Origin of the sequence: Agrobacterium sp. GD03872 (genome assembly GCF_029840625.1) — a bacterium.
Taxonomy (GTDB): domain Bacteria; phylum Pseudomonadota; class Alphaproteobacteria; order Rhizobiales; family Rhizobiaceae; genus Agrobacterium; species Agrobacterium fabrum_A.
The window spans coordinates 1-24006 of record NZ_JAOCCY010000009.1; the positions used below are offsets into that span (position 1 = coordinate 1).

22 protein-coding genes are annotated in these 24006 nt (G+C 60.8%); 10 read left to right on the forward strand and 12 right to left on the reverse strand.

Going from position 1 to position 24006, the window contains the following annotated elements:
- The first annotated feature begins 7 nt into the window (after positions 1-7).
- The 4 genes from N5D22_RS18440 (at position 8) to N5D22_RS18455 (ending at position 4692) form a co-directional block, all read left to right on the forward strand.
- Positions 8-784: an L-iditol 2-dehydrogenase gene (locus N5D22_RS18440; RefSeq protein ID WP_279658825.1), complete on the forward strand. Its 777-nt coding sequence runs from the start codon at positions 8-10 to the stop codon at positions 782-784.
- A 61-nt stretch (positions 785-845) separates the two neighbouring features.
- Entirely contained in the window at positions 846-2330 is a 1485-nt protein-coding gene (locus tag N5D22_RS18445) for a mannitol dehydrogenase family protein (RefSeq protein WP_279658822.1), read from the forward strand.
- A 7-nt stretch (positions 2331-2337) separates the two neighbouring features.
- A complete protein-coding gene (locus tag N5D22_RS18450) occupies positions 2338-3057 on the forward strand; it encodes an HAD family hydrolase (protein ID WP_279658824.1) in 720 nt (239 codons plus the stop codon).
- 60 nt (positions 3058-3117) lie between these two features.
- A complete protein-coding gene (locus tag N5D22_RS18455) occupies positions 3118-4692 on the forward strand; it encodes an FGGY-family carbohydrate kinase (protein WP_279658821.1) in 1575 nt (524 codons plus the stop codon).
- Positions 4693-4903: 211 nt separating this feature from the next.
- Here the strand turns inward: N5D22_RS18455 and N5D22_RS18460 are convergent, their stop codons facing one another.
- On the reverse strand, positions 4904-5734 hold the full coding sequence (locus tag N5D22_RS18460; RefSeq protein WP_279658820.1) for a MurR/RpiR family transcriptional regulator: 831 nt from the start codon (positions 5732-5734) through the stop codon (positions 4904-4906).
- Positions 5735-6029: 295 nt separating this feature from the next.
- Between N5D22_RS18460 and N5D22_RS18465 the strand changes: the two genes are divergently transcribed.
- Complete coding sequence (locus N5D22_RS18465) at positions 6030-6767, forward strand: sulfate transporter family protein (RefSeq protein WP_279658819.1); 738 nt, start codon at positions 6030-6032, stop codon at positions 6765-6767.
- Here N5D22_RS18465 and nth read toward each other — a convergent pair.
- On the reverse strand, positions 6729-7511 hold the full coding sequence (gene nth / locus N5D22_RS18470) for an endonuclease III (RefSeq protein WP_279658818.1): 783 nt from the start codon (positions 7509-7511) through the stop codon (positions 6729-6731). The genes N5D22_RS18465 and nth overlap by 39 nt on opposite strands.
- Positions 7512-7548: 37 nt before the next feature.
- Here nth and N5D22_RS18475 point away from each other — a divergent pair, with 37 nt between their 5' ends.
- Positions 7549-8031, forward strand: coding sequence for a DUF2244 domain-containing protein (locus tag N5D22_RS18475; RefSeq protein ID WP_279658817.1), 483 nt, complete (start codon positions 7549-7551; stop codon positions 8029-8031).
- Positions 8032-8162: 131 nt separating this feature from the next.
- On the forward strand, positions 8163-9035 hold the full coding sequence (locus N5D22_RS18480) for a bifunctional helix-turn-helix domain-containing protein/methylated-DNA--[protein]-cysteine S-methyltransferase (protein WP_003505411.1): 873 nt from the start codon (positions 8163-8165) through the stop codon (positions 9033-9035).
- Between the two features lie 189 nt (positions 9036-9224).
- Here the strand turns inward: N5D22_RS18480 and N5D22_RS18485 are convergent, their stop codons facing one another.
- Positions 9225-10199: a sugar-binding transcriptional regulator gene (locus N5D22_RS18485; protein WP_279658816.1), complete on the reverse strand. Its 975-nt coding sequence runs from the start codon at positions 10197-10199 to the stop codon at positions 9225-9227.
- Between the two features lie 206 nt (positions 10200-10405).
- Here N5D22_RS18485 and tal point away from each other — a divergent pair, with 206 nt between their 5' ends.
- Positions 10406-11371 (forward strand): transaldolase, encoded by a 966-nt coding sequence (gene tal, locus N5D22_RS18490; protein ID WP_003523123.1) that lies wholly within the window; start codon positions 10406-10408, stop codon positions 11369-11371.
- A gap of 261 nt (positions 11372-11632) precedes the next feature.
- On the opposite strand, the gene N5D22_RS18495 is transcribed toward tal, so the two are convergent.
- Positions 11633-12406, reverse strand: a complete 774-nt coding sequence (locus tag N5D22_RS18495) for an IclR family transcriptional regulator (RefSeq protein ID WP_279658815.1) — start codon at positions 12404-12406, stop codon at positions 11633-11635.
- A 200-nt stretch (positions 12407-12606) separates the two neighbouring features.
- On the opposite strand from N5D22_RS18495, the gene N5D22_RS18500 reads away from it, so the two are divergent.
- The gene (locus N5D22_RS18500) at positions 12607-13338 is read left to right on the forward strand and encodes an SDR family oxidoreductase (protein WP_279658814.1); all 732 of its coding nucleotides are present in this window, start codon (positions 12607-12609) and stop codon (positions 13336-13338) included.
- A gap of 212 nt (positions 13339-13550) precedes the next feature.
- Here N5D22_RS18500 and N5D22_RS18505 read toward each other — a convergent pair whose 3' ends face one another.
- The 5 genes from N5D22_RS18505 to N5D22_RS18525 all read right to left on the reverse strand — a co-directional run bounded on the left by N5D22_RS18505 (position 13551) and on the right by N5D22_RS18525 (position 17321).
- Positions 13551-13724 (reverse strand): DUF1328 domain-containing protein, encoded by a 174-nt coding sequence (locus N5D22_RS18505; protein ID WP_003499086.1) that lies wholly within the window; start codon positions 13722-13724, stop codon positions 13551-13553.
- Between the two features lie 109 nt (positions 13725-13833).
- Positions 13834-14688 (reverse strand): metal ABC transporter permease, encoded by an 855-nt coding sequence (locus N5D22_RS18510; protein WP_279658813.1) that lies wholly within the window; start codon positions 14686-14688, stop codon positions 13834-13836.
- Positions 14685-15545 carry a metal ABC transporter permease gene (locus N5D22_RS18515; RefSeq protein WP_279658812.1) on the reverse strand — a complete coding sequence of 287 codons (861 nt, stop codon included), beginning with the start codon at positions 15543-15545 and terminating at the stop codon, positions 14685-14687. The genes N5D22_RS18510 and N5D22_RS18515 overlap by 4 nt, the downstream gene beginning before the upstream one ends.
- Positions 15526-16434, reverse strand: a complete 909-nt coding sequence (locus N5D22_RS18520) for a manganese/iron ABC transporter ATP-binding protein (protein WP_279658811.1) — start codon at positions 16432-16434, stop codon at positions 15526-15528. The genes N5D22_RS18515 and N5D22_RS18520 overlap by 20 nt, the downstream gene beginning before the upstream one ends.
- On the reverse strand, positions 16431-17321 hold the full coding sequence (locus N5D22_RS18525) for a metal ABC transporter substrate-binding protein (protein ID WP_279658810.1): 891 nt from the start codon (positions 17319-17321) through the stop codon (positions 16431-16433). The genes N5D22_RS18520 and N5D22_RS18525 overlap by 4 nt, the downstream gene beginning before the upstream one ends.
- Before the next feature lie 314 nt (positions 17322-17635).
- Here N5D22_RS18525 and N5D22_RS18530 point away from each other — a divergent pair, with 314 nt between their 5' ends.
- Complete coding sequence (locus N5D22_RS18530) at positions 17636-18538, forward strand: hypothetical protein (RefSeq protein WP_279658823.1); 903 nt, start codon at positions 17636-17638, stop codon at positions 18536-18538.
- Between the two features lie 54 nt (positions 18539-18592).
- On the opposite strand, the gene N5D22_RS18535 is transcribed toward N5D22_RS18530, so the two are convergent.
- The 3 genes from N5D22_RS18535 to gltX form a co-directional block, all read right to left on the reverse strand.
- Positions 18593-20332 carry a patatin-like phospholipase family protein gene (locus N5D22_RS18535; protein ID WP_279658809.1) on the reverse strand — a complete coding sequence of 580 codons (1740 nt, stop codon included), beginning with the start codon at positions 20330-20332 and terminating at the stop codon, positions 18593-18595.
- 390 nt (positions 20333-20722) lie between these two features.
- Positions 20723-22222, reverse strand: a complete 1500-nt coding sequence (gene lysS / locus N5D22_RS18540; protein WP_279658808.1) for a lysine--tRNA ligase — start codon at positions 22220-22222, stop codon at positions 20723-20725.
- A gap of 225 nt (positions 22223-22447) precedes the next feature.
- Positions 22448-23905 carry a glutamate--tRNA ligase gene (gene gltX, locus N5D22_RS18545; RefSeq protein ID WP_279658807.1) on the reverse strand — a complete coding sequence of 486 codons (1458 nt, stop codon included), beginning with the start codon at positions 23903-23905 and terminating at the stop codon, positions 22448-22450.
- Positions 23906-24006: the final 101 nt, after the last annotated feature.

Genomic DNA, 24006 nt, shown 5'->3' on the forward strand with positions numbered 1-24006 from the left:
TCGCAATATGACGGGAAGACTGGAAGGCAAATCCGCGCTGATAACGGGTTCGGCGCGCGGCATCGGCCGCGCCTTTGCGGAGGCCTACATACGCGAGGGCGCAACCGTCGCCATTGCCGATATCGATTTCGAGCGGGCCAGCAGGACCGCCCGCGAGATCGGCGAGAGCGCCTATGCCGTCGAACTCGACGTGACCAAGCAGCATTCCATCGACACCGCCATCCGCACGGTGGAAGGCCGGGCGGGCGGGCTCGATATCCTCATCAACAACGCCGCGCTCTTCGACCTCGCACCGATTGTCGAGATCAAGCGCGAGAGCTACGAGCGGCTGTTTTCGATCAACGTATCCGGCACGCTGTTCATGATGCAGGCCGCCGCAAAAACAATGATCGCTCGGGGAAAAGGCGGCAAGATCATCAATATGGCAAGCCAGGCGGGCCGGCGCGGTGAGGCCCTGGTGGCGGTTTATTGCGCCACCAAGGCCGCCGTCATCAGCCTCACCCAATCGGCCGGGCTCGATCTCATCAAGCATCGCATCAACGTCAACGCGATTGCGCCGGGCGTGGTCGATGGCGAGCACTGGGACGGCGTGGATGCGCTGTTTGCGAAATATGAAAGCCGCCCCGCCGGTGAAAAGAAGCGGCTGGTCGGGGAGGCCGTGCCCTTCGGCCGCATGGGCCGTGCCGAAGACCTGACCGGCATGGCGATCTTCCTTGCCTCCGATGAGGCCGATTACATCGTCGCCCAGACCTATAATGTCGATGGCGGCAACTGGATGAGCTGAGTATCGGGCGCCTGCCGCCCGGCCTTGGCACGAACAACGTTTCCCCTTCGAGGATCGTGACATGACATGCAAACTCTCCCTCGCAACGCTTGACGACGCCAGAAAAACCGCGGCGGTTCCGGCCTATTCCCGGGCCGACCTGTCCGCCGGCATCGTGCATTTCGGCGTCGGCAATTTCCACCGCGCCCATCAGGCGGTCTATCTGGATGACCTCTTCAACACCGGAACGGACCATGATTTCGCCATAATCGGTGCGGGCGTTCTGCCGTCGGATGCCACGATGCGCGAAAAACTCGCCGCGCAGGATTTCCTGACCACTGTCGTGGAGCAGGACAATAACCGCACCGGCGCGCGCGTCACCGGGCCGATGATCGACATTCTGAAGGTCGGCGACACCAAGGCAATCATCGATACGCTCGCCGATCCGAAGATCCGCATCGTCTCGATGACGATCACCGAGGGCGGTTATTTCATCGATGCCTCCGGTTCCTTCAATCCGCAGCATCCGGCCATTGCCGAAGACGGCAGGAACCCGGCGTCGCCGAAAACCGTGTTCGGCCTCATCGTCGCCGGGCTGAAGGCGCGGCGCGACAAGGGGCTGCAACCCTTCACCGTCATGTCCTGCGACAATATTCCGCATAATGGCAAGGTCACGAAAAATGCGGTGGTTGGGCTCGCGGCCTTGTCCGATCCGGCCTTCGCCAGCTGGATCGGCGAAAACGTCGCTTTCCCGAATTCCATGGTCGACCGCATCACGCCCGCGACAGGCGAGCGCGAACGCAATATCGCCCGCGACGATTTCGGTATCGAGGACAATTGGCCGGTTTTCTGCGAGGAGTTCAAGCAATGGGTGATGGAGGATAATTTCCCTGCCGGCCGCCCGGCGCTGGAAAAGGTCGGCGTGCAGTTCGTCAAGGATGTCGCGCCCTACGAGCACATGAAAATCCGCATCCTCAATGGTGGCCATGCGGCAATCGCCTATCCGGCGGCGTTGCTCGACATTCATTTCGTGCATGAGGCGATGGAACATCCGCTGATCCGGGCGTTTCTGGCAAAGCTTGAAAATGAAGAGATCATTCCGGTCATTCCGCCGGTTCCCGATACCAATCTCGCCGATTATTTCGCCCTGATCGAACGGCGTTTCCTCAATCCGAAGATCGGCGACACCATTCCGCGTCTAGCGCAGGACGGTTCCAACCGCCAGCCGAAATTCATCCTGCCATCCACCGCCGACCGTCTGGCGCGCGGCGAGGATATTGTCGGCCTTTCGCTGGTTTCGGCGCTGTGGTGCCGTTATTTCCAGGGCACTTCCGACAGCGGCAAGGAAATCGCCTTCAACGATGCCAGCGCCGAACGCCTGCAGGCAGCGGCGATAAAGGCCAAGGACGATCCCATGGCCTTCCTCGCGCTTGAAGATATCTTCGGAGCAGTTGCCGAATCGGAGCTTTTCCGTAAACGCTTTGCCCATGCATTGAAGACGCTGTGGCAAGAAGGCACGGCGAAGACCTTGCAGCTTTATCTGGATGACAAGCTGGCTGAAAAGTGACCGCGAGATGGAAGACGAGACCGGACCCCTTCTGATTTTCGATTGCGACGGCGTTCTCGTCGATAGCGAGCCGGTCTCCATCTCCGTCCTTCTCGACATGCTCTCCCATCTCGGCGTGACGATGGGGGAGGAAGAAGCCTATGAGCGCTTTCTCGGCCGCAGCGTCGCCAGCATGACGGCGACGCTGTTTGAGGATTACGGTGTCGAAACCGACATCGATTTTCTCGACCATATGCGGGCGACGCTGTTCGAGCGTTTCCGCACCGAGTTGCAGCCGATTGACGGCATTGGCGAAACGCTGGACAGGCTGTTGCCGCTGCGGCGTTGCGTCGCTTCCTCCAGCCAGCCGGAGCGCATCCGTTATTCGCTGGGGCTGACCGGCCTGATCGACAAATTCGAACCGCATGTCTTCAGCGCCACCATGGTGAAGAACGGCAAGCCGGCGCCCGACCTGTTCCTGCATGCGGCGCGCGAAATGGGCGTCGAGCCGCGCCACTGTATCGTGATCGAAGACAGCCCGGCCGGCATTGCCGCGGCAAAGGCCGCCGGCATGGGCGTTTTTGCCTTTACCGGCGGCTCGCATGCGCGCTTTCCCGTATTCCGCGAAAAGATCGCCGGGCTCGGGGCGGATGCCATGTTTGACGCGATGCCGGATTTGGTCCACCTTGTCGGCAGCTATGTGGGGAAGGGCGGTTTTGACAGACGGGTGGAACGTGACGCAGGCTAAGCTTGGCCTTGCCTGTTGCCGTCGTCGGGTCGTTGCGCAAGGGATGGAATTTAAGTCTTGATGCGTCAAAATCTCGTCGCTGTCGATGTCGGCACGGCCAGCGCCCGGGCCGGCATTTTCGATCCCGCCGGCCGGCTTCTTGCCCGCTCCACCCATCCGATCCTGATGCAGCGGCCGCAGGAAAATCACGCCGAACATGATTCCACCGATATCTGGAACGCCGTCTGCATTGCCGTGAAAGCAGCGCTTGCCGATGCGGGTATCTTGCCGCAGAGCGTCGCCGCCATCGGTTTCGACGCCACCTGCTCGCTCGCCATCCGCGATGGGCGGGGTGACCCCGTTTCGGTTTCCGTGACGGGAGAAGACCGGTTCGACACCATCGTCTGGCTGGATCACCGGGCGATATCGGAGGCCGACCGGCTGACGGCATCCGGCCACCGGGTTCTGGATTTCGCCGGCGACAGCGTGTCGCCGGAAATGCAGATGCCGAAGCTGATGTGGCTGAAGCGGCATATGCCGGCAAGCTGGTCGCGCATGTCCTTCGCTTTCGATCTGGCGGATTTCCTGACATGGAAGGCGACCGGTTCAGCGCAGCGCTCAAATTGCACGCAGACGGCGAAGTGGAATTTTCTGGCGCAGGAAAATCCCGGCTGGCAGGCGGATTATCTTGAACTGGCGGGCCTTGCCGATCTGAAGGTGCGGGCAGGGCTTCCGGAAACCACCGTGATGCCGGGAGAAAGCATCGGTCCGCTTTCATCCGAAGCCGCCGCCGCGCTCGGTCTCGATACCGGCTGCCGGGTGGCGGCGGGCATGATCGATGCCTATGCCGGCGCTCTCGGCGCACTTGGCGGCTGCCTTTCCGCGGATGTCGGCCGGCATGTGGCGCTGATCGCCGGTACATCGAGCTGCCTTGTCGCCATGTCGGAGCGGCAGATGCCCGGCCACAGCCTCTGGGGACCCTATTGGCAGGCGATCCTGCCCGGTCACTGGCTGGTGGAGGGCGGGCAGTCGGCCACCGGCGCGCTGCTCGACCATATTGTGCGCATGCATGCGGCAGGCGGTGAGCCGGATACGGCGCTGCATGCCCGCATCGTTGCGCGGGTCACGGAATTGCGCGCGCTTGAGGGCGAGGCCTTTGCCGAGCGGCTGCATGTGCTGCCGGATTTCCACGGCAACCGCTCGCCGCTTGCCGATCCGCATGCCGTCGGCGTCATCAGCGGGCTGACGCTGGATACGTCTTTCGACAGTCTCTGCCGTCTTTACTGGCGCACGGCCGTGGCGATTGCGCTCGGCGCCCGCCATGTGCTCGATGCCATGGAGCGTTTCGGATATGCGGTGGAAAGCCTGCATGTCACCGGCGGGCATGTGAAGAACCCGCTGCTGATGGAGCTTTATGCCGATGTAACGGGCAAGCGCATCGTGGTGCCCGCCACCGCTGACGCCGTGCTGCTGGGAACGGCGATGACGGCGGCGACGGCCGGCGGGGTGCATGCGAACCTTGCGGCTGCAGGGGCCGCCATGTATCCGGGCAATGCGGAAATACCAGGCAATCCGGCGCGTGGGCCCCGTTATGAGCGGGATTATCGCCGGTTTCTCGCCATGTATCGCCATCGGCAGGAACTTGAAAGCCTTTGATTTTCTGAAGGGAAATGACTGGCTTTGACGGATGCCGCGCATTTCTTCTCCCCGCCGGGGAGAAGGTGGCCCGAAGAGCCGGATGAGGGGGAACGCCGGCGATGGAACGCACCAAGCCCCCTCATCCCGCTGCCGCGGACTCCCCCCGGCGGGGAGAAGAAACGAGCGGCAACCGCTCGATCCATATGCCGCCGTTGCCACCAGGCGCAGATCAGCTGCGCAGCGAGCGTTTCAGGGCGGAGAGGTTCTTTGCCCTTGCCCTGCCGCTGTCGTCGGCGCTGGCGCTGAGCGCGCAGAGAGTGAATTCCAGCAGGGAGACGAGTTGCAGCAGGCCCTGGCCGCCATTCTGGGCCTGCGGCATGGCAAGACAGAGATCGGTGCTTTCCGGCCCCCATTCGTAAAAACGGGTGGTGATCAGAAGCGTTTTGTAACCGCTCTTGCGCGCCATTGCCGACAGGCGTTGCAGCGGCAGAAGGTTGCCGCCGCAATCCATGATGATGAGCAGCGTGCGCGCGGGATCGAAATCCCACAGGGCGACATAAGCGGCGTTGTCGCTGCCGAGATAATGGATGTGGCCGCGGCTCTCCAGAAGCCGTCCGTAAAAATGCCGCCCGGCGTCGAGACTTTCAGGGGATGTCGCCAGGAAAACATCGCCCGCCGAGGTGATCTCGTTCATGGCAAGATGCCAGATCGACTGGGTGGTCATGTCGAAGGCGGTCTGCACGGCCTGGATCTGCTGTGACAGGAGCTGCGAAAACGGGTTGGAATGTTCGCCGCCTTCGGCCATGGCGGGCTGGTCCGCACCGGCCGTTTCTTCGGCGTGGCGCAGATCGGCGCGGATGTCGCTGAATTGCCGATATCCCAGGGAACGCAGGAAACGGCCGACCGTCATCGGGCTGAGGCCGAGCTTGGCGGCCAGCGTCTGCGCCGTCTCGAACGGCAATTCGTCGAGATGTTCGATCAGATATTTGGCGATCTTGCGCTCTGAAGGAGTGCCTGCCTTCATGGCGCGCGTAAGGTTCAACAGCAGCTTTTCCACCAACGCCTCATTTTTTTTCTTTATTGAACGATGATGCATGCGCGCGCGCAAACGAGCGTGCGAACCGCGATTTGACGGTGGGGGTGACCTTTTCGGCCTTGTCCTCCACCGAACCGGAATGCGAATTATGATAGATGGATTATTATATTTTAGAGATACCTTTTATTCAAGGGAAATTCCATCTGCGGTTTAAATTCAGCTATTTGAGGTCGTTGCCTCCGTCTTGCAGAGCGGATGGGCAGCGCCTATCTCTCGTCTGTAAGGGTGTTTCAACGCGACAGGCGTCAGGGAGTTCCGAATGATTTTTGATGCGGCGAGGCTTGCCTTCCACAATCTCTTTGCCGCCGAGACCCGGTCGGTATTCTGGAAGGTTCTGGGGCTCACGCTTCTGGTGCTGGCGGCGCTGTGGTTCGCCATCCGGTCGATCTTTATCTATTTCGCCCTGCCGTGGGTGGATACGCTTATTCCCGGCGTGCCTGATTGGGCTGGCTGGTTGACCTTCGTTTTCGCCATTTTCGCCGGCATCGGCCTGGCGCTGGCGCTCGCGCTGCTCATCTCGCCGGTCACCGCCGTCATTGCCGGCCTGTTTCTCGACGATGTCGCCGAAGTCGTTGAAAAAAAGAGCTATCCGGACGATCCGCCAGGCAAGGCGATGCCGGTCGGCGAGGCCGTGCTGTCCTCCATCAAGTTCTTCGGTGTCGTCATCGCCGGCAACCTTGTTGCGCTGTTGCTGCTTCTGGTGCCGGGCGTCAATCTCATCGCGTTTTTCCTGGTGAACGGTTATCTGCTCGGCCGGGAATTCTTCGAATTCGCGGCGATGCGTTTCCGCTCGCCCGCCGAAGCGAGGTTGTTCCGTTCAAAACACCGCACCACCGTCTTCATGGCCGGGCTGGTGATAGCGGCCTTCCTGGCGGTGCCGTTCCTCAACCTGTTGACGCCGCTTTTTGCCGCTTCGATGATGGTGCATCTGCACAAGGCCGTCAGCCGGCGCGATCCGTCATTCGCCGCCGGCAGCACCGAACAGCTGCGCGGGTAACTCCACCAGCGGCGCTGGAATATCGAAGGTCTTTTCCGGCGATTTGCAGATATCGGCGATCACGCAGCGTTCGCATTCCGGCTTGCGCGCCTTGCAGCAATAACGCCCGTGCAGGATCAGCCAGTGATGGGCATGGAACAGATATTGTTCGGGAATGATGCGGATCAGCCGGTCTTCAACCTCGTCAGGGGTTTTGCCCGGCGCAAGACAGAGCCGGTTGGCAATGCGGAAGACGTGGGTATCCACCGCAAGTGTGGGCACGCCGAAGGCCATGGACATCACCACATTGGCCGTCTTGCGGCCGACACCCGGCAGCGTCACCAGTTCCTCGCGGGTTCTCGGCACCTCACCACCGAAATTGTCGATCAGCATCTGCGACAGGGCGATGACGTTTTTCGCCTTGTTGCGGTAAAGCCCGATGGTCTTGATATGGCCGATCAGTTCTTCCTCGCCGAGCGCCAGCATCTTTTCCGGCGTATCGGCCACCTGGAACAGCGCGCGTGTGGCCCGGTTCACGCCCACATCGGTCGCCTGCGCGGAAAGCGCCACTGCCACCAGCAGGGTGAAGGGATTGGTATGTTCCAGCTCGCCTTTCGGCTCCGGCCGCTGGATGGAAAAACGGCGGAAGATTTCGGTCAGCTCGTCCTTCGAATAGGCCGTTTTCACCCGCGCCGGCTTGCGCGCGGATGTCGGATTTGACTTTTTCAATGTTTGGGTGCTGGATCGTTTTTTGGCGACTGTCATGGATTATCTATAGCCAGCCCGCCCAAAGGAAAGCAACGTGGATACGCTCAACGACAAGCCGATTTTCGCGGCGGAACTCGTTCCGCACCGTTCGCTCGGCAGAAGGGGTTTCCGGCTTCTCCTGCTTTTCTCCGGGCTCGCCTGCCTCATCTATGGCGGCTTTTTCCTCGCCACCGGGGCATGGCCGGTCGGCCTGTTCTTCGGGCTGGATTTTCTGCTGCTTTATGCCGCTTTCCGCGCCAATTATCGGGCGGCGAAGGCGCGGGAAGAGGTCAGCGTTTCGCGCACCAGCCTGTCGATCCGCAAATTTTCGCCGGCCGGGCGGATGGTGGAACATCGCTTCAACCCCTTCTGGGCGCGCTTCAGGGTAAGGCGGCATGACGAGATCGGTATCGTCTCCATGCATGTGACGGGTGAAGGCCGGGCGACCGATATCGGCTCGTTTCTCAACCCGGATGACCGGGAGAGTTTCGCCAGGGCCTTCGGCAGCGCGCTGGCGACTGTGCGGCGGCGGATGTGAGGGGATAATTCCGCTTACATCCGACATATCGGCTCGAGGCCGGTATGCCGGTAGAAACTGAGTACGGCGCAAGAAACGGGTGGAGACCGACACGCTTTAATGGTTTTCTGTGAAGCGCCAGGAGATTTGCGATGAATGCCAATATAACGCTGAACGAAGACATCACCCCCATCGGATCGGATTACGACACGGTGCGCGGGGTTATCGAGCTTTTGACGCTGGATTATCGCGAGCAGCCCTCTCTTGAAGCCATTGCCGCAGAGCTCGGCCAGTCGCCGACGCAATTGCAGAAGACCTTCACCCGCTGGGCCGGACTTTCGCCCAAGGCATTCCTGCAGGCCGTGACGCTCGATCATGCCAAGCGGCTGCTGCGCGAGGAGGATTTGCCGCTGCTGGAAACCTCGATCGAGGTCGGCATGTCGGGGCCGGGGCGCCTGCACGATCTGTTTGTCACCCATGAGGCCATGTCGCCCGGCGAATGGAAGGCCAAGGGCGGCGGGCTGACGATCCGTTACGGTTTCCACACCTCGCCCTTCGGGCTTGCGCTGGTCATGGTGACCGATCGTGGCCTTGCCGGCTGCGCCTTTGCCGATCCGGGTGAGGAAAGGGCCTGTTTCGAGGATATGGCCGGCCGTTGGCCGAATGCCGATTATGTCGAGGATCGTGAAGCGACCGCGCCCTACGCAGCGCGCATCTTCGATCCGTCCATGTGGTCGGCGGACAGGCCGTTGCGCGTCGTGCTGCTCGGCACGGATTTTCAGGTGCGTGTCTGGGAAAGCCTCCTGAAAATCCCGATGGGCCGCGCAGTCACCTATTCGCACATCGCCTGCGATATCGGCCAGCCCACCGCGTCGCGTGCGGTTGGTGCTGCCGTCGGCGCCAACCCGGTGTCCTTCGTCGTTCCCTGCCATCGCGCCGTGGGGAAAAGCGGGGCTCTGACGGGGTATCACTGGGGCCTGACCCGCAAGCGCGCGATGCTCGGCTGGGAAACGGGGAAGGTGTGATTGGATTGATTATCTTTTCCGATCTGACTTAGATCCCTTTGATCTGGGCGCATATTGCGCGGGCTCTTCATACGCGACGTCATCCTCGGGCTTGACCCGAGGATCCACCGCCAAGCCGCTTGTGGATCCTCGCCTCAAGCCCGAGGATGACGGGGGGGTGAATATTGCACGCCAATGGCCTGACGAAGCTTAAACCAGCTCCAGCAACGCCCGCGCCGCCGCTTCGTCTGTTATCAGCGTATTGCAGCCGATGCGCTTGATCGTGGCGCGGATGGCGATGGCGCGGTGGGCGCCGCCGGAGGCCAGCACGATGTGTTTCGCCTTACGTAGCGTATCGAGATCGATCGCCATGGCGCGCTGGTTGATCGGGTGGTCGACCGAGCGGCCATCGGCATCGATGAAATTGAACATGGTATCGCAGACACAGCCGGCGTCGATGAGTTCGCGCAATGTCTCCTTCGAGATGAAGCCTTCCGACAGCGAGGTCGAATGCGGGCCGATATCGCCGCAGGAGACGATGGCGAGATCGAGCGTTTCGGCGAGATCGTAAAGCGTCGCGAGCCCGCATTTTTCGATCAGCGCCCGTTTGGTCTCAACCGAATCCACCAGCAGCGGCGCAAGGAACATGTAACATTCCGCGCCGAGCGCGCTCGCCAGCCGCCAGGTGTAATCGAGCGGGTTTGTCTGGTGCACGGCGACGATACCGCCGAGCAGCGAGACGACCTTGCAGTTTTCCCGGCGCGGCGGGCGGAAGCTGGAAAGCGAGGCGGTCATGGTGCGGCCCCAGCCGACGCCGATGGTGGCGTCGTTCGGCACCGCTTCGGAGAGGAATTGCCCCAGCGCCAGGCCAACGGCCTTGGCGGTGCTTTCGGCGCTCGCCTTCTCGGGGCAGGGGATGATGACGGCTTCGTCCAGCCCGTAGGCCGCCTCCAGCCGGCCGGCCAGCGCGACGAAATCCTCTATGCCCTCGTTGATCCATATCTGCACTTCGGAGCGCTTCATCGCCTCGTCCAGCAGGCGGATGACGGTGGAGCGGCTGATGCCCAGTTTCTCGGCGACATCCTTCTGCGTCATGCCCTGATTATAATAGAGCCATGCGGCGCGCAGCCTCAGCGAAGCCGCTTCCGAATAGGCCGTATGGGTTTCTCTTCTCAGTTTCGCCACGGTTTCCGCCATTCTTTATTAGCGACCGAGTATCGCAGGCGTGAAACTTATGTCAATTGCGATGCGCAAATGTCTTGACTTTAGACCGTGCAGCTTGCGATAGTCGGAGCCGGACAAACCGCGATTTCGGCCTTGGGCGCACCCATGGTGCGGGAACGAAAAGACGGGTGAGCAAGTTTTCAAGAGATCATGAAGGATCATTCGATATGACGTCCAAACTCGAACAACTTCGCGCCATCACCACGGTTGTTGCCGACACCGGCGATATCGAGGCGGTTGCGCGCCTGAAGCCGGTGGATTGCACCACCAACCCGACCATCGTTCTCAAAGCGCTCGGCACCCCGGCCTTTGCCGATGCGGTGAAGGAAGCTGTCGCCTGGGGCAAGAAGCAGGGCGGCCAGTCCGACGCCGTGGTTGCCGCCGTTGCCGACCGTCTGGCCATTTCCGTGGGCGCGGCGCTTGCCGGCCTCGTTCCGGGCCGCGTGTCGACCGAAGTTGATGCCGACCTTTCCTTCGATACGCAAGCCTCCATCACCAAGGCGCGCCACATCATTGCCGCCTACAAGGAGCGCGGCATCGAGCGTGAACGCATCCTCATCAAGCTCGCTTCCACCTGGGAAGGCATCAAGGCCGCCGAAGTGCTGCAGTCCGAAGGCATCGACTGCAACCTGACCCTGTTGTTCTCGCAGGCACAGGCGATTGCCTGCGCCGAAGCCAAGGTCTTCCTCATCTCGCCCTTCGTTGGCCGTATCCTTGACTGGTACAAGAAGTCGACCGGTGAGACCTACACTGCCGAAACCGATCCGGGCGTCGTGTCGGTGCGCAGCATCTACAATTATTACAAGGCCAATGGCATCAGCACCGTCGTCATGGGCGCGTCCTTCCGCAATGTCGGCGAAATCGAAGCGCTGGCCGGTTGCGACCGCCTGACGATCAGCCCGGCGCTGCTGGAAGAGCTGGACAAGGACAGCGGCAAGCTGGAGCGCAAGCTTTCGCCTGACAATATCAAGGCAGAGCCGCTGCAGTCGCTCGACGAGAAGGCATTCCGCTGGGCGCTCAACGAAGACGCGATGGCCACCGAGAAGCTCTCGGAAGGCATCCGCCTGTTCGCCAAGGATCTGGTGACGCTGCGCGAGATGGTCCGCAAGGAACTGACGCTGGCTGCCGCTTAAGGGGTGGAGCCAAGGCGTCCGGTGACCTTGCCACACACGTGACGTCATCCTCGGGCTTGTCCCGAGGATCTATTCACGTTGCATGAAATCAATCAGTTGCATATCCTCGGGACAAGCCCGAGGATGACGAAAAACGGGAGGTCGCCTCCTCGTCTTTAACCTCGGCGGAACATTTTATGCTTCCACCGCGTTTACGATACATAAATCTCCAGTCACTCAAAACGCGATCGGGTCCCTGCCGGTCGCGTTTTTTTGTGCGTTTCAGGAATTTCCGTTTCCCGTCGCCACTTCGGAAATCCGCTTTGCCGCCTCGCGGATCAGCGCTTCACAGGCCTCGCGTGTCGGGGCCTTGCCGCCAAGCGGGGTAATATAGGGACAGGTGATGACGGCAAGCGCCGTACCGTCAAGCGTCAGCACCGGGGCGGAAATATTGCGCACGCCGGCGGTCTGAAGGCTGTCCATGGATTCGAAACCGTTCTTGCGCACCTCCGCCAGCCGCCCCGCGAGGTCCGGCGGCACGGTTTCGCCGCCGCCGCGCACCTGTTCGGTTATCATGATCTGGCGCTGCGCTTCTGTCTGGAAGGCCAGAAGCACATGGCCGGAGCCGGTGTGGAACAGGCTCATCTGCGCGCCGACCCGCATGGACATGGCCCAGTAGGTGGACGATTCCTGCTGGGCGATGACGACGACGCTGCCGCGATCATAGATTGCCAGATGGCAGGCCTGCTCGGCGCTCGCCGAAAAATCGCGCATGACAGGTGCGGCGAAAGAAACCAGCCGGCGGATCGGCGCGTGGAAATGCGCCAGCCCGAACATCTTCAGCGTCAATGAGAAACGGTCGCCTTCAAGCCGCTGCACATAACCGCGGCGCACCAGCCGGTCCAGCATGCGATAAAGCTCGTTCGGGCTTTTGCCGATAGACTTGGCGATCTCGATCTGGGTCAGCCCGCCATCGGTGCGGGCCAGAAGTTCGAGAATGTCGAGGCCCTTGTCGAGGGCGGGGGCGCGATATCTTTCGCTGTCGTCGTCGGTCATCTGGCCTCGATGGTGTTTTGCATGGGTGCCTGGCGGAGGTGCCTTAAAATATGGTTGCCCGATAGCCGGCACCCACGCAAGTTTGCTTGACGCCATATGAATACCGCGTTTACATATGAATTGTCGATCCATATTTGAGATCATCGAAATTCAGCGGTCCGGCCCCCGAAGGGCGGGCGCGCCTTAGCGGGAGGCTATTCATGGTGCAGGATTTTAACGGCCGGACAGTGGTGATCACCGCCGCCGGTCAGGGTATCGGCCGCGCTGCGGCGGAGCGGTTCGTGTCGCTAGGTGCGCGCGTCATCGCCACCGATATCAACGAGCTGGCGCTTTCGACGCTGAAAGGTGCGGAAACCCGGGTTCTGAACGTGCTCGATGGCGATGGCGTCAAGGATTTCGCCGCCGATATCGGCCATGCGGATGTGCTGTTCAACTGCGCCGGTTTCGTTCATTCCGGCACCATCCTCGAATGCGAAGAGAAGGACTGGGATTTCTCCTTCGATCTCAACGCCAAGGCCATGTACCGTACCTGCCGCGCCTTCCTTCCCGGCATGCTGGAAAAGGGCAAGGGCGCAATCGTCAACATGTCCTCCATCGCTTCCAGTGTGAAGGGCGTGCCGAACCGTTTCGCCTATACCGCCTCCAAGGCGGCCGTGGTGGGTCTGACCAAGGCCATCGCCGCCGATTTCGTCACCAGGGGCATTCGCTGCAACGCCATCTGCCCCGGCACGGTCGATAGCCCGTCCTTGCATGACCGCCTGCGCGCCACCGGCAATTACGAACAGGCGCTGGCCGATTTCATCGCCCGCCAGCCGATGGGCCGCATCGCCACGCCGGAAGAAATCGCGGCGCTTGTCACCTATCTCGCTTCTGACGAGGCAGGTTTCACCACCGGCCAGATTCATGTGATCGATGGCGGCTGGACGGGCTGAGGGATTTTACGGGAGATAGGAGATGGAACCGGCGTGTATTCGCCGGTTGAGATTTTAACATCTCCACAAACTCAACGTCATCCTCGGGCTTGACCCGAGGATCCACACCTCAGGCTATGGATCCTCGGGTCAAGCCCGAGGATGACGCAGGAGAATATACAGTTTTCAGAGATTAAAGGCGACCGGCTCTTACACCGGTCGCCTTTTTTCATTCAGACGACGGCGCTTCCGGCCATCAGTGCAAGCACGAGGAAGACCAGGAAGATCACCACGGCGATGAAGAACAGGATTCGGGCCACGCCCGCCGCAGCTGCCGAAATGCCGGTAAAGCCGAATACGCCCGCGATCAAAGAAATAACGAAGAAAATAAGAGCCCACTTCAGCATGGTGCTTCCCCTTTTGCGTAATTTTCCCGAGCCCGCCGCCCCGCGACAGGCTCGATAAAATGACGCGCAAAAGGCGAAAATGTTCCACACGCCCGCAAAAATCGTTGTTTTAGAAGCCTGTTTCCCCCGCGGCGTCGATCCGCCTGGCCTTCCAGGTGGTGCGGATGAAGGTGGCGACGAAAGCAAGGCTCATGAACATGACGATGGTGGGGGCAGGCGCACTGTCGATCAGGAAGCTCAGCCATATGCCCGAAAGCGATGAGGCGACCGCCACCGCAATGGCAACCGCGAGCATGGCGGAAAAACGCCTGGTCAGCAGGAAGGCGATTGCGCCCGGCGCCACCAGCATGGCGACGGAGAGGATGATGCCCACCGCCTTCAGCGCCCCGACCACGGTCAGCGACAGAACCATCAACAGGCCATAATGCAGGAGACGCACCGGCAGGCCGATGGCTTTGGCATGCTGCGCATCGAAGGCGTTGACCAGCAGATCCTTGCGCAGGATGCCGAGAAACAGCGTGGCGAAAAGGGCGATCAGACCCGTCTCCAGCATGTCCGACGGCGCAATGCCCAGCATGTCGCCGAAGAGGATGTGATCGAGATGCATATCGCTCTGCACCTTCACATAAAGCACCAGCCCCAGCCCGAACATGCCGGAAAAGACGATGCCAAGCACCGTGTCTTCCTTGATGCGGCTGTTTTCCTTGATGAAACCGGTGCCGAGGGCACAGATCATGCCGGCGATGAAGGCGCCGATGGAAAGCGGGATGTTGACGATATAGGCCAGCACCACGCCGGGCAGCACGGCATGCGAAACCGCATCCCCCATCAACGACCAGCCCTTCAGCACCAGAAAACAGGAGAGCATCGCCATCGGCACCGCGATCATCAGCGTGATCACGAAGGCGTATTGCATGAAGGGCAATTGAAACGGCAGGATGGCGAGTTCGAGATAGTCGCTCATGGCGTTTCCCCCAGCGCCTTGCGGGCCTTGGCCCTGGATGCGAGAAGCCCGTGCTTGGGCGCAAGCAAGAAAGCGGCAAGGAAGATCGCGGTCTGCAACACGACGATGACGCCGCCGGTCGCGCCATCGAGGAAATAGCTGAGGTAAGCGCCGACGAAACTGGTGCCCGCACCGATGATCAGGCTCATCAGGATCAGCCGCTCGAAACGGTCAGTGAGCAGATAGGCGGTGGCGCCCGGCGTCACCACCATGGCGACAACGAGGAAGGCCCCGACAGTCTGAAGGGCGGCAACCGTGGAAGCGGCAAGCAGGGTGAAAAAGATCACCTTCAGCACTTCCGGTTTCAGCCCCACGGTGCGGGCGTGGTTCTCATCGAAAAACACCACCATGAAGTCTCGCCATTTCAGCGCCAGGACAAGGAGGCTGATGCCGCCGATCAGCGCCAGCTGGATAGTGTCTTCGGCGGTGATCGCCAGAATATTGCCAAGCACGATGGTCTGAATATTCACCGAGGTGGGCGAGAGCGACACCATGAACAGGCCGAGCCCGAAAAACGAGGTGAAGATCAGCCCGATGATGGCGTCTTCCTTGAGCCGCGTTTTCTGGTTCAGGAACAGCATGGAACCGGCCGCAAGCCCGCCGGAGAGAAAAGCGCCGAGCGCAAAGGGCAGGCCCAGCATATAGGCGCCCGCCACACCCGGAACGATGGCGTGGGACAGCGCATCGCCGATCAGCGACCAGCCCTTCAGCATCAGATAGGCCGAGAGAAAACCGCAGACGCCGCCCACCAGCGCGCTGACCCAGATGGCGTTCAGCATGTAACCGTAGGTGAAGGGCTCAAGAAGGCTGTTTATCATCGAGCTTTTCTTTCGGGGTCTCGGGATCGCGCCCGTTCTGGCCGTTCTTGCCGTAGATCACAAAGGGCCGTTCGTCATCGGTGATGACCTTTACCCGGCGCGGATCGGCGTCGTTGTGCAGGTCCGCCCCGCCAAGCACGAAGTGGCGCAGGCTGCCGCCGAAAGCCTTTTGCAGGTTTTCCTCGTTGAAGGTATCCGCCGTCTTGCCCGATGCCAGCACCGTGCCCTTGACGAAAACGGCGCGGTCACAGAATTCCGGCACGCTGCCGAGATTATGGGTGGAAACCAGCATGACGCGGCCCTCGTCGCGCAGCGCCTTCAAAAGTGCGACGATCTGCTCTTCCGTTGTCACGTCGACACCGGTGAAAGGCTCATCCAGCAGGATCACCTGACCCTCCTGCGCCAGCGCGCGGGCCAGAAACACCCGCTTCTTCTGCCCGCCGGAGAGTTCGCCGATCTGGCGCTTGCGATAATCGAGCATATTGACGCGTTTCAGCGCCTCTTCGACCATGTGATGGTCGCGTCTCGAGGGGATGCGCAGGAAATTCATGTGGCCGTAACGGCCCATCATCACCACATCTTCCACCAGCACCGGAAAACTCCAGTCCACCTCCTCGGCCTGCGGCACATAAGCGACGAGGTTTTTCCTGAGCGCTTCCTTCACCGGCAGGTCGAAAATCGAGACGGAACCGGCGGCCAGCGGCACGAAACCCATGATCGCCTTGAAAATCGTGGACTTGCCGGCGCCATTGACGCCGACAAGTGCAGTGATCGTTCCGCGGGGGATGGAAAAGCTGGCATTTCTTAATGCGGTGTGGCCGTTTCGATAGGTCACTGTCGCATTTTGAACCGTCAGGCCGCCGCCTGTTTTTTTGTGGCCCATTCTCATGAAGACAGCCCCTTGGCGATGGTTTCGCTGGTCACGCGCAAAAGGTCCAGATAGGTCGGAACCGGACCATCCGCCTCGCTCAGCGAATCGACGTAGAGGATGCCGCCATAGGCCGCACCGGTTTCCTTGGCCACCTGCTGGGCGGGATCGGCGGAAACCGTGCTTTCGCTGAAGATGACGTTGATATTGTGCTCGCGCATGGCGTCGATCACGCCGCGCACCTGCTGCGGTGTTCCCTGGTTGTCGGCATTGACCGGCCACAGGAACAGTTCCTTCAGGCCGAAATCGCGGGCGAGATAAGAAAAGGCGCCTTCGCTCGTTACCAACCAGCGCTTGTTTTCCGGCAGAACGGAAAGCGTGTCGCGGATCGGCTGCACGGTGGCTCTGATCTTGTCCGAATAAGCCTTGGCGTTGGCCGCATAGACATCGGCATGGGCGGGGTCGATCCCGGTCAGGCCCTTGCGGATATTTTCTACATAGATCAAGGCGTTATCGGGTGACATCCAGGCGTGCGGATTGGGTTTCCCCTGATACGCCCCGCCGCTGATCGCCATGGGTTCCACGCCCTCGCTCACCGTCACGCCCGGCACCCCGGAAAGGTTGGCCAGGAACTTTTCGAACCACAATTCCAGATTGAGGCCATTGCGCAGCACCAGATCGGCCTTGCGGGCCTTGAGAATATCGCGCGGCGTCGGCTGGTAGTTGTGAATTTCCGCACCGGGCTTGGTGATGCTTTCCACCTCGGCCGCGTCTCCCGCCACATTGCGCGCCATGTCGGCGATGATGGTGAAGGTGGTCACGACGACAGGTTTTTCCTGGGCAAGGGCGGCGGTGGGGAGAAAAAGCGAAAAAGCGAAAATGGCGTGGCGAATTTTATCGAAGTTCACGGAGCTCACCAGATATTGTTGCGATTAATTCGCAATACCTTCTGTTATAAAATCACGCATGTCAACGCTATTGCAAATCATTCGCAAATTAGGACGTTTTGTAAATGTCCGAAAATGGCGCGTTTTTGCCGGCGTTCCACCGGTGGGGTTAAACTTTTTTCAATGAGAAAGCGGCACTATCGCAAGGCTCGGACAGCAACGTCCGGAGCTTGTCCCGCGTGTTTTGCTCATCCTTCGAGCCACGTTCCGGGGTGAGGGCGATAGACGGGGTACTTGATGTCAGGATGTTGCGGGTGAAAGCTGTATTCGGACGAATGCGGTTTTCGCGCAAGCTCGTTATGATTGGAGGCGGGATCCTGCTTTTGGCGGGTGCGACCGGTTCCGCTGCCGTGTTCATCGGCAGCGAGCGGCTGCTTGGTCGATCCTACGTGTCCTCCAACGGGCTTTCCTGCGACGCAGTCCAGACAGTCAATATCCGCAAGAACGGTTCCTTATGGGTGCGCAAATTCATCCGCACCGGAGGTGGTGACGGCCCCGAACGGCTGAAGACCGCGCTTCGTGTTGCAAAGGCGGTTTACGACAGGCAGAAGCCCGATCTGGTGCAGGTCTCCGTGCTCGACAAGAACGGCCCGCAGCTGCGTTCGGAAATGCGCGGTCGCGCCATTGCGGCACAGGTGGTCTTCATTCCGGACCTGGCAAAAATCCCGGAAGGCGCCGAGGCCCATCGTTATTCGGCATTTTATTACGATGGCGCGGCAAATGGCAGCGGCCAGTTTTACGGGTTACGCATCGATCTGCCGCTGGAAGATACCGAAGCAATGGCGGCAGGCCTCAGCGAATTCGCCGATTGCGCCACGCCGGCTTCCGATGCCGGCTCGGAGGCCCAGGAAGGCAAGCCCACGAAAAGCGAGGGCGGGCGCAGCGAAACCGGGGATGACGGCGACGGCGGCGCGCCGGCGAAAGCCGGGGAAGGCGGGGCCGGTGCGGAAGCCAAGGGCGAGACCCCGTCTCCCGAAGCGAATGGCGAACCCGCTGCCGACGAACTTCTGACCTCGACGCCGGAAGCCGATGGCGACAGCATCTTCAGCCTGTCCTACCTGAAATCGCTGATCTTCGGCAAAGGCTCGACAACCGCGCAGGCGGCGGAAGAGAAGCCGGCCGCCGGGAATGCACTGGCCGAGGAAGCCGGCGCGGAGAAAAAGGCCGCAAGCCCATAGGCGGGTGGGGGCTGGTGCTTCCCGAAACCGCCTTGAGACCTTGCAGCGGGCGGGTCAGATATCCGGCCCGATCCGCAGGCGACCGGCCGGATTTGGAAACTTCTTGCGCTTGTTAACGATGGCCGGCGAAAAACTCTGCGACAGGGCGGCAAAGGCGGCAATGCGGGCGATCAGCTTTTCCCGTTCAGCCTTGGTCACGTCCTTGTAGCTTTCGATCCTGCCGACATAATCCGTCAGCCAGTCTTCATATTTGCCGTCGCTCCACACGCGCTCGGTCGCAAGCACCGCATCTTCCAGTCGGTCATAGGCAACGAGCGTCCGTCGCCAGCGATGTTCATCGAAATCCAGTGCGCCATTTGCAAAAAGCGATCCGACTTCGAGACCGTAGCTCATCAGCTTTGCCGAGCGCTCCGCCGGCATGGTGAGGTTCAGCCCGCCCTCCTCCTCGTTGAGAAACACACGGGCTATGCGCTCCCTCTGGCCGGGCATGGTGGCAAGCGATTGATCCTGCCAGTCCTTCGCCGAACTGAGGATGTTGCCGAGGAAACCGCTCATTTTTTCCATCCTGTGAACCGGCACGCCTATTCCTTCGCCCGCCGCCTGCGGGATCGTGACGCGCTTCGTGCTGCCGGCTATGGATTTCGGTAATTCATCGAGGCTGAGGGCGAAAGTGGGACGCGACGGAAGCAGGGCGTCGAAGAGGTGGATGGGAAAGTTGCTGCTGATGCCGCCGTCGGAAAACCAGATTTTCGCTTTCATGACCGGCCGCGTTTCATCGCTGAGACGCCGCACGATATCCAGCGTGCCACGGTCGTTGGTATAGGCGGGAATGGCCTTGAACAGGACAGGGAAACTCAGGCTCATGCGGGTGGCGACGATGACCGGCAACTGGGCGGGGTCTGGAAAAGCCCGGAGTTCTGGAAAAGGGCCGCCCGGCGTCGCGATCTGCTTCAGCCAGTTCATCACCGCGGCGGGAAAAAGCTCGCGCCATTCCGTCGGGTCGTAAGCCACCAGCAGGTTGGTCGTGGGAAGGGTGTGCGGCCGCCGCATCGACAGGTTGGTCGTCACCATCTTCAGGTTTATGACCGGCTTTTCCGGGTCTTCGCCGGCGAGATCGCCAAAGGTCAGCGGCGGCGCTGTCGCGGCTTCGCTGCCAAAGGCGATGTCCTGGATCGATGCATGAAGCCATTCCGTAAGGCCGGGAACATCCGCACCCGTAACCGTCAATCCCGAGCAGAAACCGAAACCTTCCTGCGGCAACCGGTGCAGAACCAGCCACAGGACCTGGATGAGGATCGCCGCCGCCAGCCCCACAAATCCGCCGAGAACCGATCCGGCATAGTTGCCGCCCAGGGCCCATAACAGGCCGGCGCCGATGACCATGCCCGCCAGCGAGGCCAGCGGAAAAGCCATGGGCAGCCCGAGAACCTTGCCCGGCCAGCCACCCGCCTGCGCCCAGAGCAGGTAACGCATCAGCGGGCGAAACCGGCGCTCTGGCTGGAAAAGCCTGCCCAGAATGGTCGGTATCGTATCGCAATGGGCCTGCAGGCGGACAAAGCCATCCGGATCGCGCCTGACGGTGCGGGAATATTCCGCCGCCGCCGCAAAGGCGGCGGCAATCGCCCCGGCCGACGTGCCGCCTATCGAGCGGAAGCGATACCGGCGCGCCAGTTCCAGAACCGCATAGGGGTAAACGACACCGGAGGTGATGCCGCCTTTCATAACGACGTCGCATTCCTTTTCGGGTGTCGCGAACATATCGGGCTGATATCTGGGAAGCTCATTCTCGGGCATGCGTATCTCCCCCGGCGGTCCTGATCGAAAGCCGTCAAACACAATGCGAATGATGGGGAATGGGTATCATAAGTTGAGGCGAGATCGCCATTATATTCTACTGAAAGTTAAATAAACTTATGTGATCCGTCCACTGGAGACCGGATAATTACTTGCGAGCGTCTATGTATGGAGATGAAAACCGACAGACAAACGGGGCGAAACCTCGCCACACTCTCCAACGTCATCCTCGGGCCTGTCCCGAGGATCTGCAACGGATTGATTTTGTTGGACGCGATTAGATCCTTGGGACAGGCCCAAGGATGACGTCAGGAAAACACGCCCCTTCGCCACCAGCGGGAAAATCGGGAAGTGGAAGGCGGCCGTGAGGTCGCCCCTGGTTTCGTCCGATCAGTCCGCCTTGTTGCGGCGGGCCGGGAAGAGGATGACGTCGCGGATCGACGGGGCGTTGGTCAGAAGCATGATCAGGCGGTCGACGCCGATGCCGAGGCCGCCGGCGGGCGGCATGCCCTGATCGATGGCGTCGAGGAACTCGTCGTCCAGCTGCTTGTCCTTTTCACCGCGGGCGTGCGCCTGCTCCAGCTGCTCCACCATGCGGCGGCGCTGTTCTTCCGGATCGTTGAGTTCGGAGAAGGCGTTGCCCACTTCCCAGGCGTTGCAATAGCTTTCGAAACGCTCGACGAGGCGCGGTTCGCCCGGCACTTCCTTGGCGAAGGGCGAGATGTCCTTCGGGAAATGTGTGACGTGGCTCGGCTGGATCAGCGTGCCTTCCACCTTCTCCTCGAAGATGAAGGCAAGGCATTCGCCCCAGGTCCAGTCCTTCTCCACCGCAAAGCCGGCAGCCTTGGCGGCAGCGCGGGCTTCTTCGTCGGTCTTGATGGCAAGGAAGTCGATCCCGGTCGCTTCCTTCACCGCGTCGGGCATCGGCACACGCTTGAAGGGGCCCTTGAAGGAGATCGTCTGGCCCTGGAATTCAACTTCGGTCGTGCCGTGCAGGGCAATCGCCAGCGTCTCGAACAGACGCTCGACGAGACCCATGATGTCCTCGTAGTCGGCATAGGCCCAGTAGCACTCCATCATGGTGAATTCAGGATTGTGCCTTGTGGAAACGCCTTCGTTGCGGAAGTTGCGGTTGATTTCGAAGACCTTGTCGGTGAGGCCCGAAACCAGCGTGCGCTTCAGGTACAGTTCCGGCGCGATGCGCAGATACATGTCCATCTTCAGCGTATTGTGGAAGGTCTTGAACGGATCGGCCGTCGCGCCGCCATAGATGGTCTGCAGCATCGGCGTTTCCACTTCGAGGAAGCCTTCGGCCTCCATGAAGCGGCGGATGCCGGAGAGAATCTTCGAGCGCTGCAGGAAGCGCAGCTTGGATTCTTCGTTTGCCAGAATGTCGAGATGGCGCTTGCGATAACGCAGCTCGATGTCGGAGACGCCGTGCCACTTTTCGGGCATCGGCAGCAGCGACTTCGTCAGCATGGTGATTTCTTCGGCGTTGATCGTCAGCTCGCCGCGCTTGGTGCGGCGCACCTTGCCGGTCACGCCGATGATGTCGCCGATATCGATCATCGGCAAAAGGTTGCGCGCCGCTTCCGGCGTCGTATCCTTGTGGGAGAAGATCTGCACCTTGCCGGAGGCGTCATGGATATCCATGAACATGCCGGAATTGCGCGAGGAATAAACGCGGCCGGCCACCGTCACCGTATCGCCGGTTTCGACGTCGGCTTCGATATCGGCATATTTTTCCGCCAGCTCCGCATTGGTCAGCGTGCGGTGGAAATGCGCCGGATAGACATCGCCGATCTGCTCGCGCAGCAGCGCAAGTTTCTGGCGGCGCACTTCGGTGGCGTCGGAGGAGAGGGCGGTGGTTTCGGTCGTCTTGTCGTTCATCGTATTCGCCTTTATGGGCACATTGTTCTGTTTGCTGCTGCGGTCGCCAAATATGCGCCCACACTTTCCACATCCGTCATCCTCGGGCTTGACCCGAGGATCCATTCTCCAGGCGGCTCGTCTTCCTGTCGAAACTCATCGAACTGACGTGGATCCTCGGGTCAAGCCCGAGGATGACGACCGTTGATGAGCGTGGCCAACAATCAAAAGCCTCGCCGCTTTGTCTTACGTTCCGCTGCCAACCATCGTGGCCACAACGGCAATCGCCATTTTCAGCCGCTGGCGCACCACGGAGCGGCCGAGCAGCGCCATCGAGTCAAACAGCGGCAGCGAGCGCGAGGAGCCGGACATGGCCACAAACAGCGGCGGCGTCACGACGCGCAGCTTCTTGCCGGTGCGTTCGGCGACATCGCGCAGTTCGGCCTCGATCGCTTCCACGTTCCAGTCCGGCATTTTTTCAAGATCGGCGGCAACCGTGGTGAGGATTTCGTGGATTTCCTCGGGTTTGCTTTTGAGGCCGGCAAAGGAAGCCGGCGTCAGGCCGACATCGCTCGCCAGCAGGAAGCCGGCGAGGTTCGGCAATTCGCCAAGCCTGGAAATGCGGCTCTGGGCAAGCTTCAGGCCTTCGGTCAGGCGGGCATTTTCCATCGCCCATTCCAGCGTGCGGGCAATGAATTCTTCCGGCGAAAGCTTCTCGCGCAGCCAGCGGCCGTTCAGCCAGTCCAGCTTCTGGATGTCGAAGATGGCGCCGGCCTTGGAAAGCGCTTCCGGGTCGAACTTCGCCGCCAGCTCGTCCATGGTCAGAAGTTCTTCGCCTTCGGCGATCTGGATGAAGAACAGGCCAAGGAAGTTCATCAGCGCTTCCGGCAGGTAACCGAGCGCGGAATAATAGGAGATCGAGGTCGGGTTCTTGCGCTTGGAAAGCTTCGACTTGTCGGCGTTGCGCATCAGCGAAAGATGCATGAACGTGGGCTGGTCCCAGCCGAAATAACGGTAAAGCAGAATGTGCTTGGGCACGGATGCCAGCCATTCTTCGCCGCGCGCCACATGGGTTATCTTCATCAGATGGTCGTCGATGACGTTGGCCATGTGATAGGTCGGCATGCCGTCGGCCTTGATCAGCACCTGCATATCGACCGAATCCCACGGGATCGAGACATCGCCATAAACGCCGTCATGGAAATCGCACGAGCCTTCGGTCGGGATTTTCATGCGCACGACATTGGCCTCGCCGGCGGCGACGCGGGCAGTGACTTCCTCGGCTTTCAGGTTGAGGCAGTGGCCATCATATTTCGGCGGCTTGCCGGCGGCGCGCTGGGCTTCGCGCATTTCTTCCAGCCGCTCGGGCGTGCAGAAACAGCGGAAGGCATGGCCTTTTTCCAGCAGCTCTTCGGCATAGGGCCAGTACATGGCCTTGCGCTCGGACTGGCGGTAGGGACCGTAAGGGCCGCCGACATCGGGGCCTTCCGACCAGGTCAGCCCGGTCCAGCGCAGCGCTTCAAGCACCTTCTGCTCATATTCGAGGGTCGAGCGGGTGGCGTCGGTATCCTCGATGCGCAGGATGAACTCGCCGCCATGTTTCTTGGCGAAGAGATAGTTGAACAGCGCGATATAGGCGGTGCCGACATGCGGCTCGCCGGTGGGGGAAGGTGCGATGCGGACGCGAACGCCGGAAGTGGTCATGAAATTCACTCGTCGTGACGTGGCAGTGACATCGGGGCGGTTTCACCCGTCTGTCACGATGTTTTCGTTTGGATGCGGCAGGAAATCATGTTGGAAGACGC

Coding starts and splice junctions, on each gene's coding strand:
- N5D22_RS18440 (WP_279658825.1), top strand. CDS start 8: ATGACGGGAAGACTGGAAGGCAAATCCGCGCTGATAACGGGTTCGGCG.
- N5D22_RS18445 (WP_279658822.1), top strand. CDS start 846: ATGACATGCAAACTCTCCCTCGCAACGCTTGACGACGCCAGAAAAACC.
- N5D22_RS18450 (WP_279658824.1), top strand. CDS start 2,338: ATGGAAGACGAGACCGGACCCCTTCTGATTTTCGATTGCGACGGCGTT.
- N5D22_RS18455 (WP_279658821.1), top strand. CDS start 3,118: ATGCGTCAAAATCTCGTCGCTGTCGATGTCGGCACGGCCAGCGCCCGG.
- N5D22_RS18465 (WP_279658819.1), top strand. CDS start 6,030: ATGATTTTTGATGCGGCGAGGCTTGCCTTCCACAATCTCTTTGCCGCC.
- nth (WP_279658818.1), bottom strand. CDS start 7,511: ATGACAGTCGCCAAAAAACGATCCAGCACCCAAACATTGAAAAAGTCA.
- N5D22_RS18480 (WP_003505411.1), top strand. CDS start 8,163: ATGAATGCCAATATAACGCTGAACGAAGACATCACCCCCATCGGATCG.
- tal (WP_003523123.1), top strand. CDS start 10,406: ATGACGTCCAAACTCGAACAACTTCGCGCCATCACCACGGTTGTTGCC.
- N5D22_RS18495 (WP_279658815.1), bottom strand. CDS start 12,406: ATGACCGACGACGACAGCGAAAGATATCGCGCCCCCGCCCTCGACAAG.
- N5D22_RS18500 (WP_279658814.1), top strand. CDS start 12,607: ATGGTGCAGGATTTTAACGGCCGGACAGTGGTGATCACCGCCGCCGGT.
- N5D22_RS18505 (WP_003499086.1), bottom strand. CDS start 13,724: ATGCTGAAGTGGGCTCTTATTTTCTTCGTTATTTCTTTGATCGCGGGC.
- N5D22_RS18510 (WP_279658813.1), bottom strand. CDS start 14,688: ATGAGCGACTATCTCGAACTCGCCATCCTGCCGTTTCAATTGCCCTTC.
- N5D22_RS18515 (WP_279658812.1), bottom strand. CDS start 15,545: ATGATAAACAGCCTTCTTGAGCCCTTCACCTACGGTTACATGCTGAAC.
- N5D22_RS18520 (WP_279658811.1), bottom strand. CDS start 16,434: ATGAGAATGGGCCACAAAAAAACAGGCGGCGGCCTGACGGTTCAAAAT.
- N5D22_RS18530 (WP_279658823.1), top strand. CDS start 17,636: ATGCGGTTTTCGCGCAAGCTCGTTATGATTGGAGGCGGGATCCTGCTT.
- N5D22_RS18535 (WP_279658809.1), bottom strand. CDS start 20,332: ATGCCCGAGAATGAGCTTCCCAGATATCAGCCCGATATGTTCGCGACA.
- lysS (WP_279658808.1), bottom strand. CDS start 22,222: ATGAACGACAAGACGACCGAAACCACCGCCCTCTCCTCCGACGCCACC.
- gltX (WP_279658807.1), bottom strand. CDS start 23,905: ATGACCACTTCCGGCGTTCGCGTCCGCATCGCACCTTCCCCCACCGGC.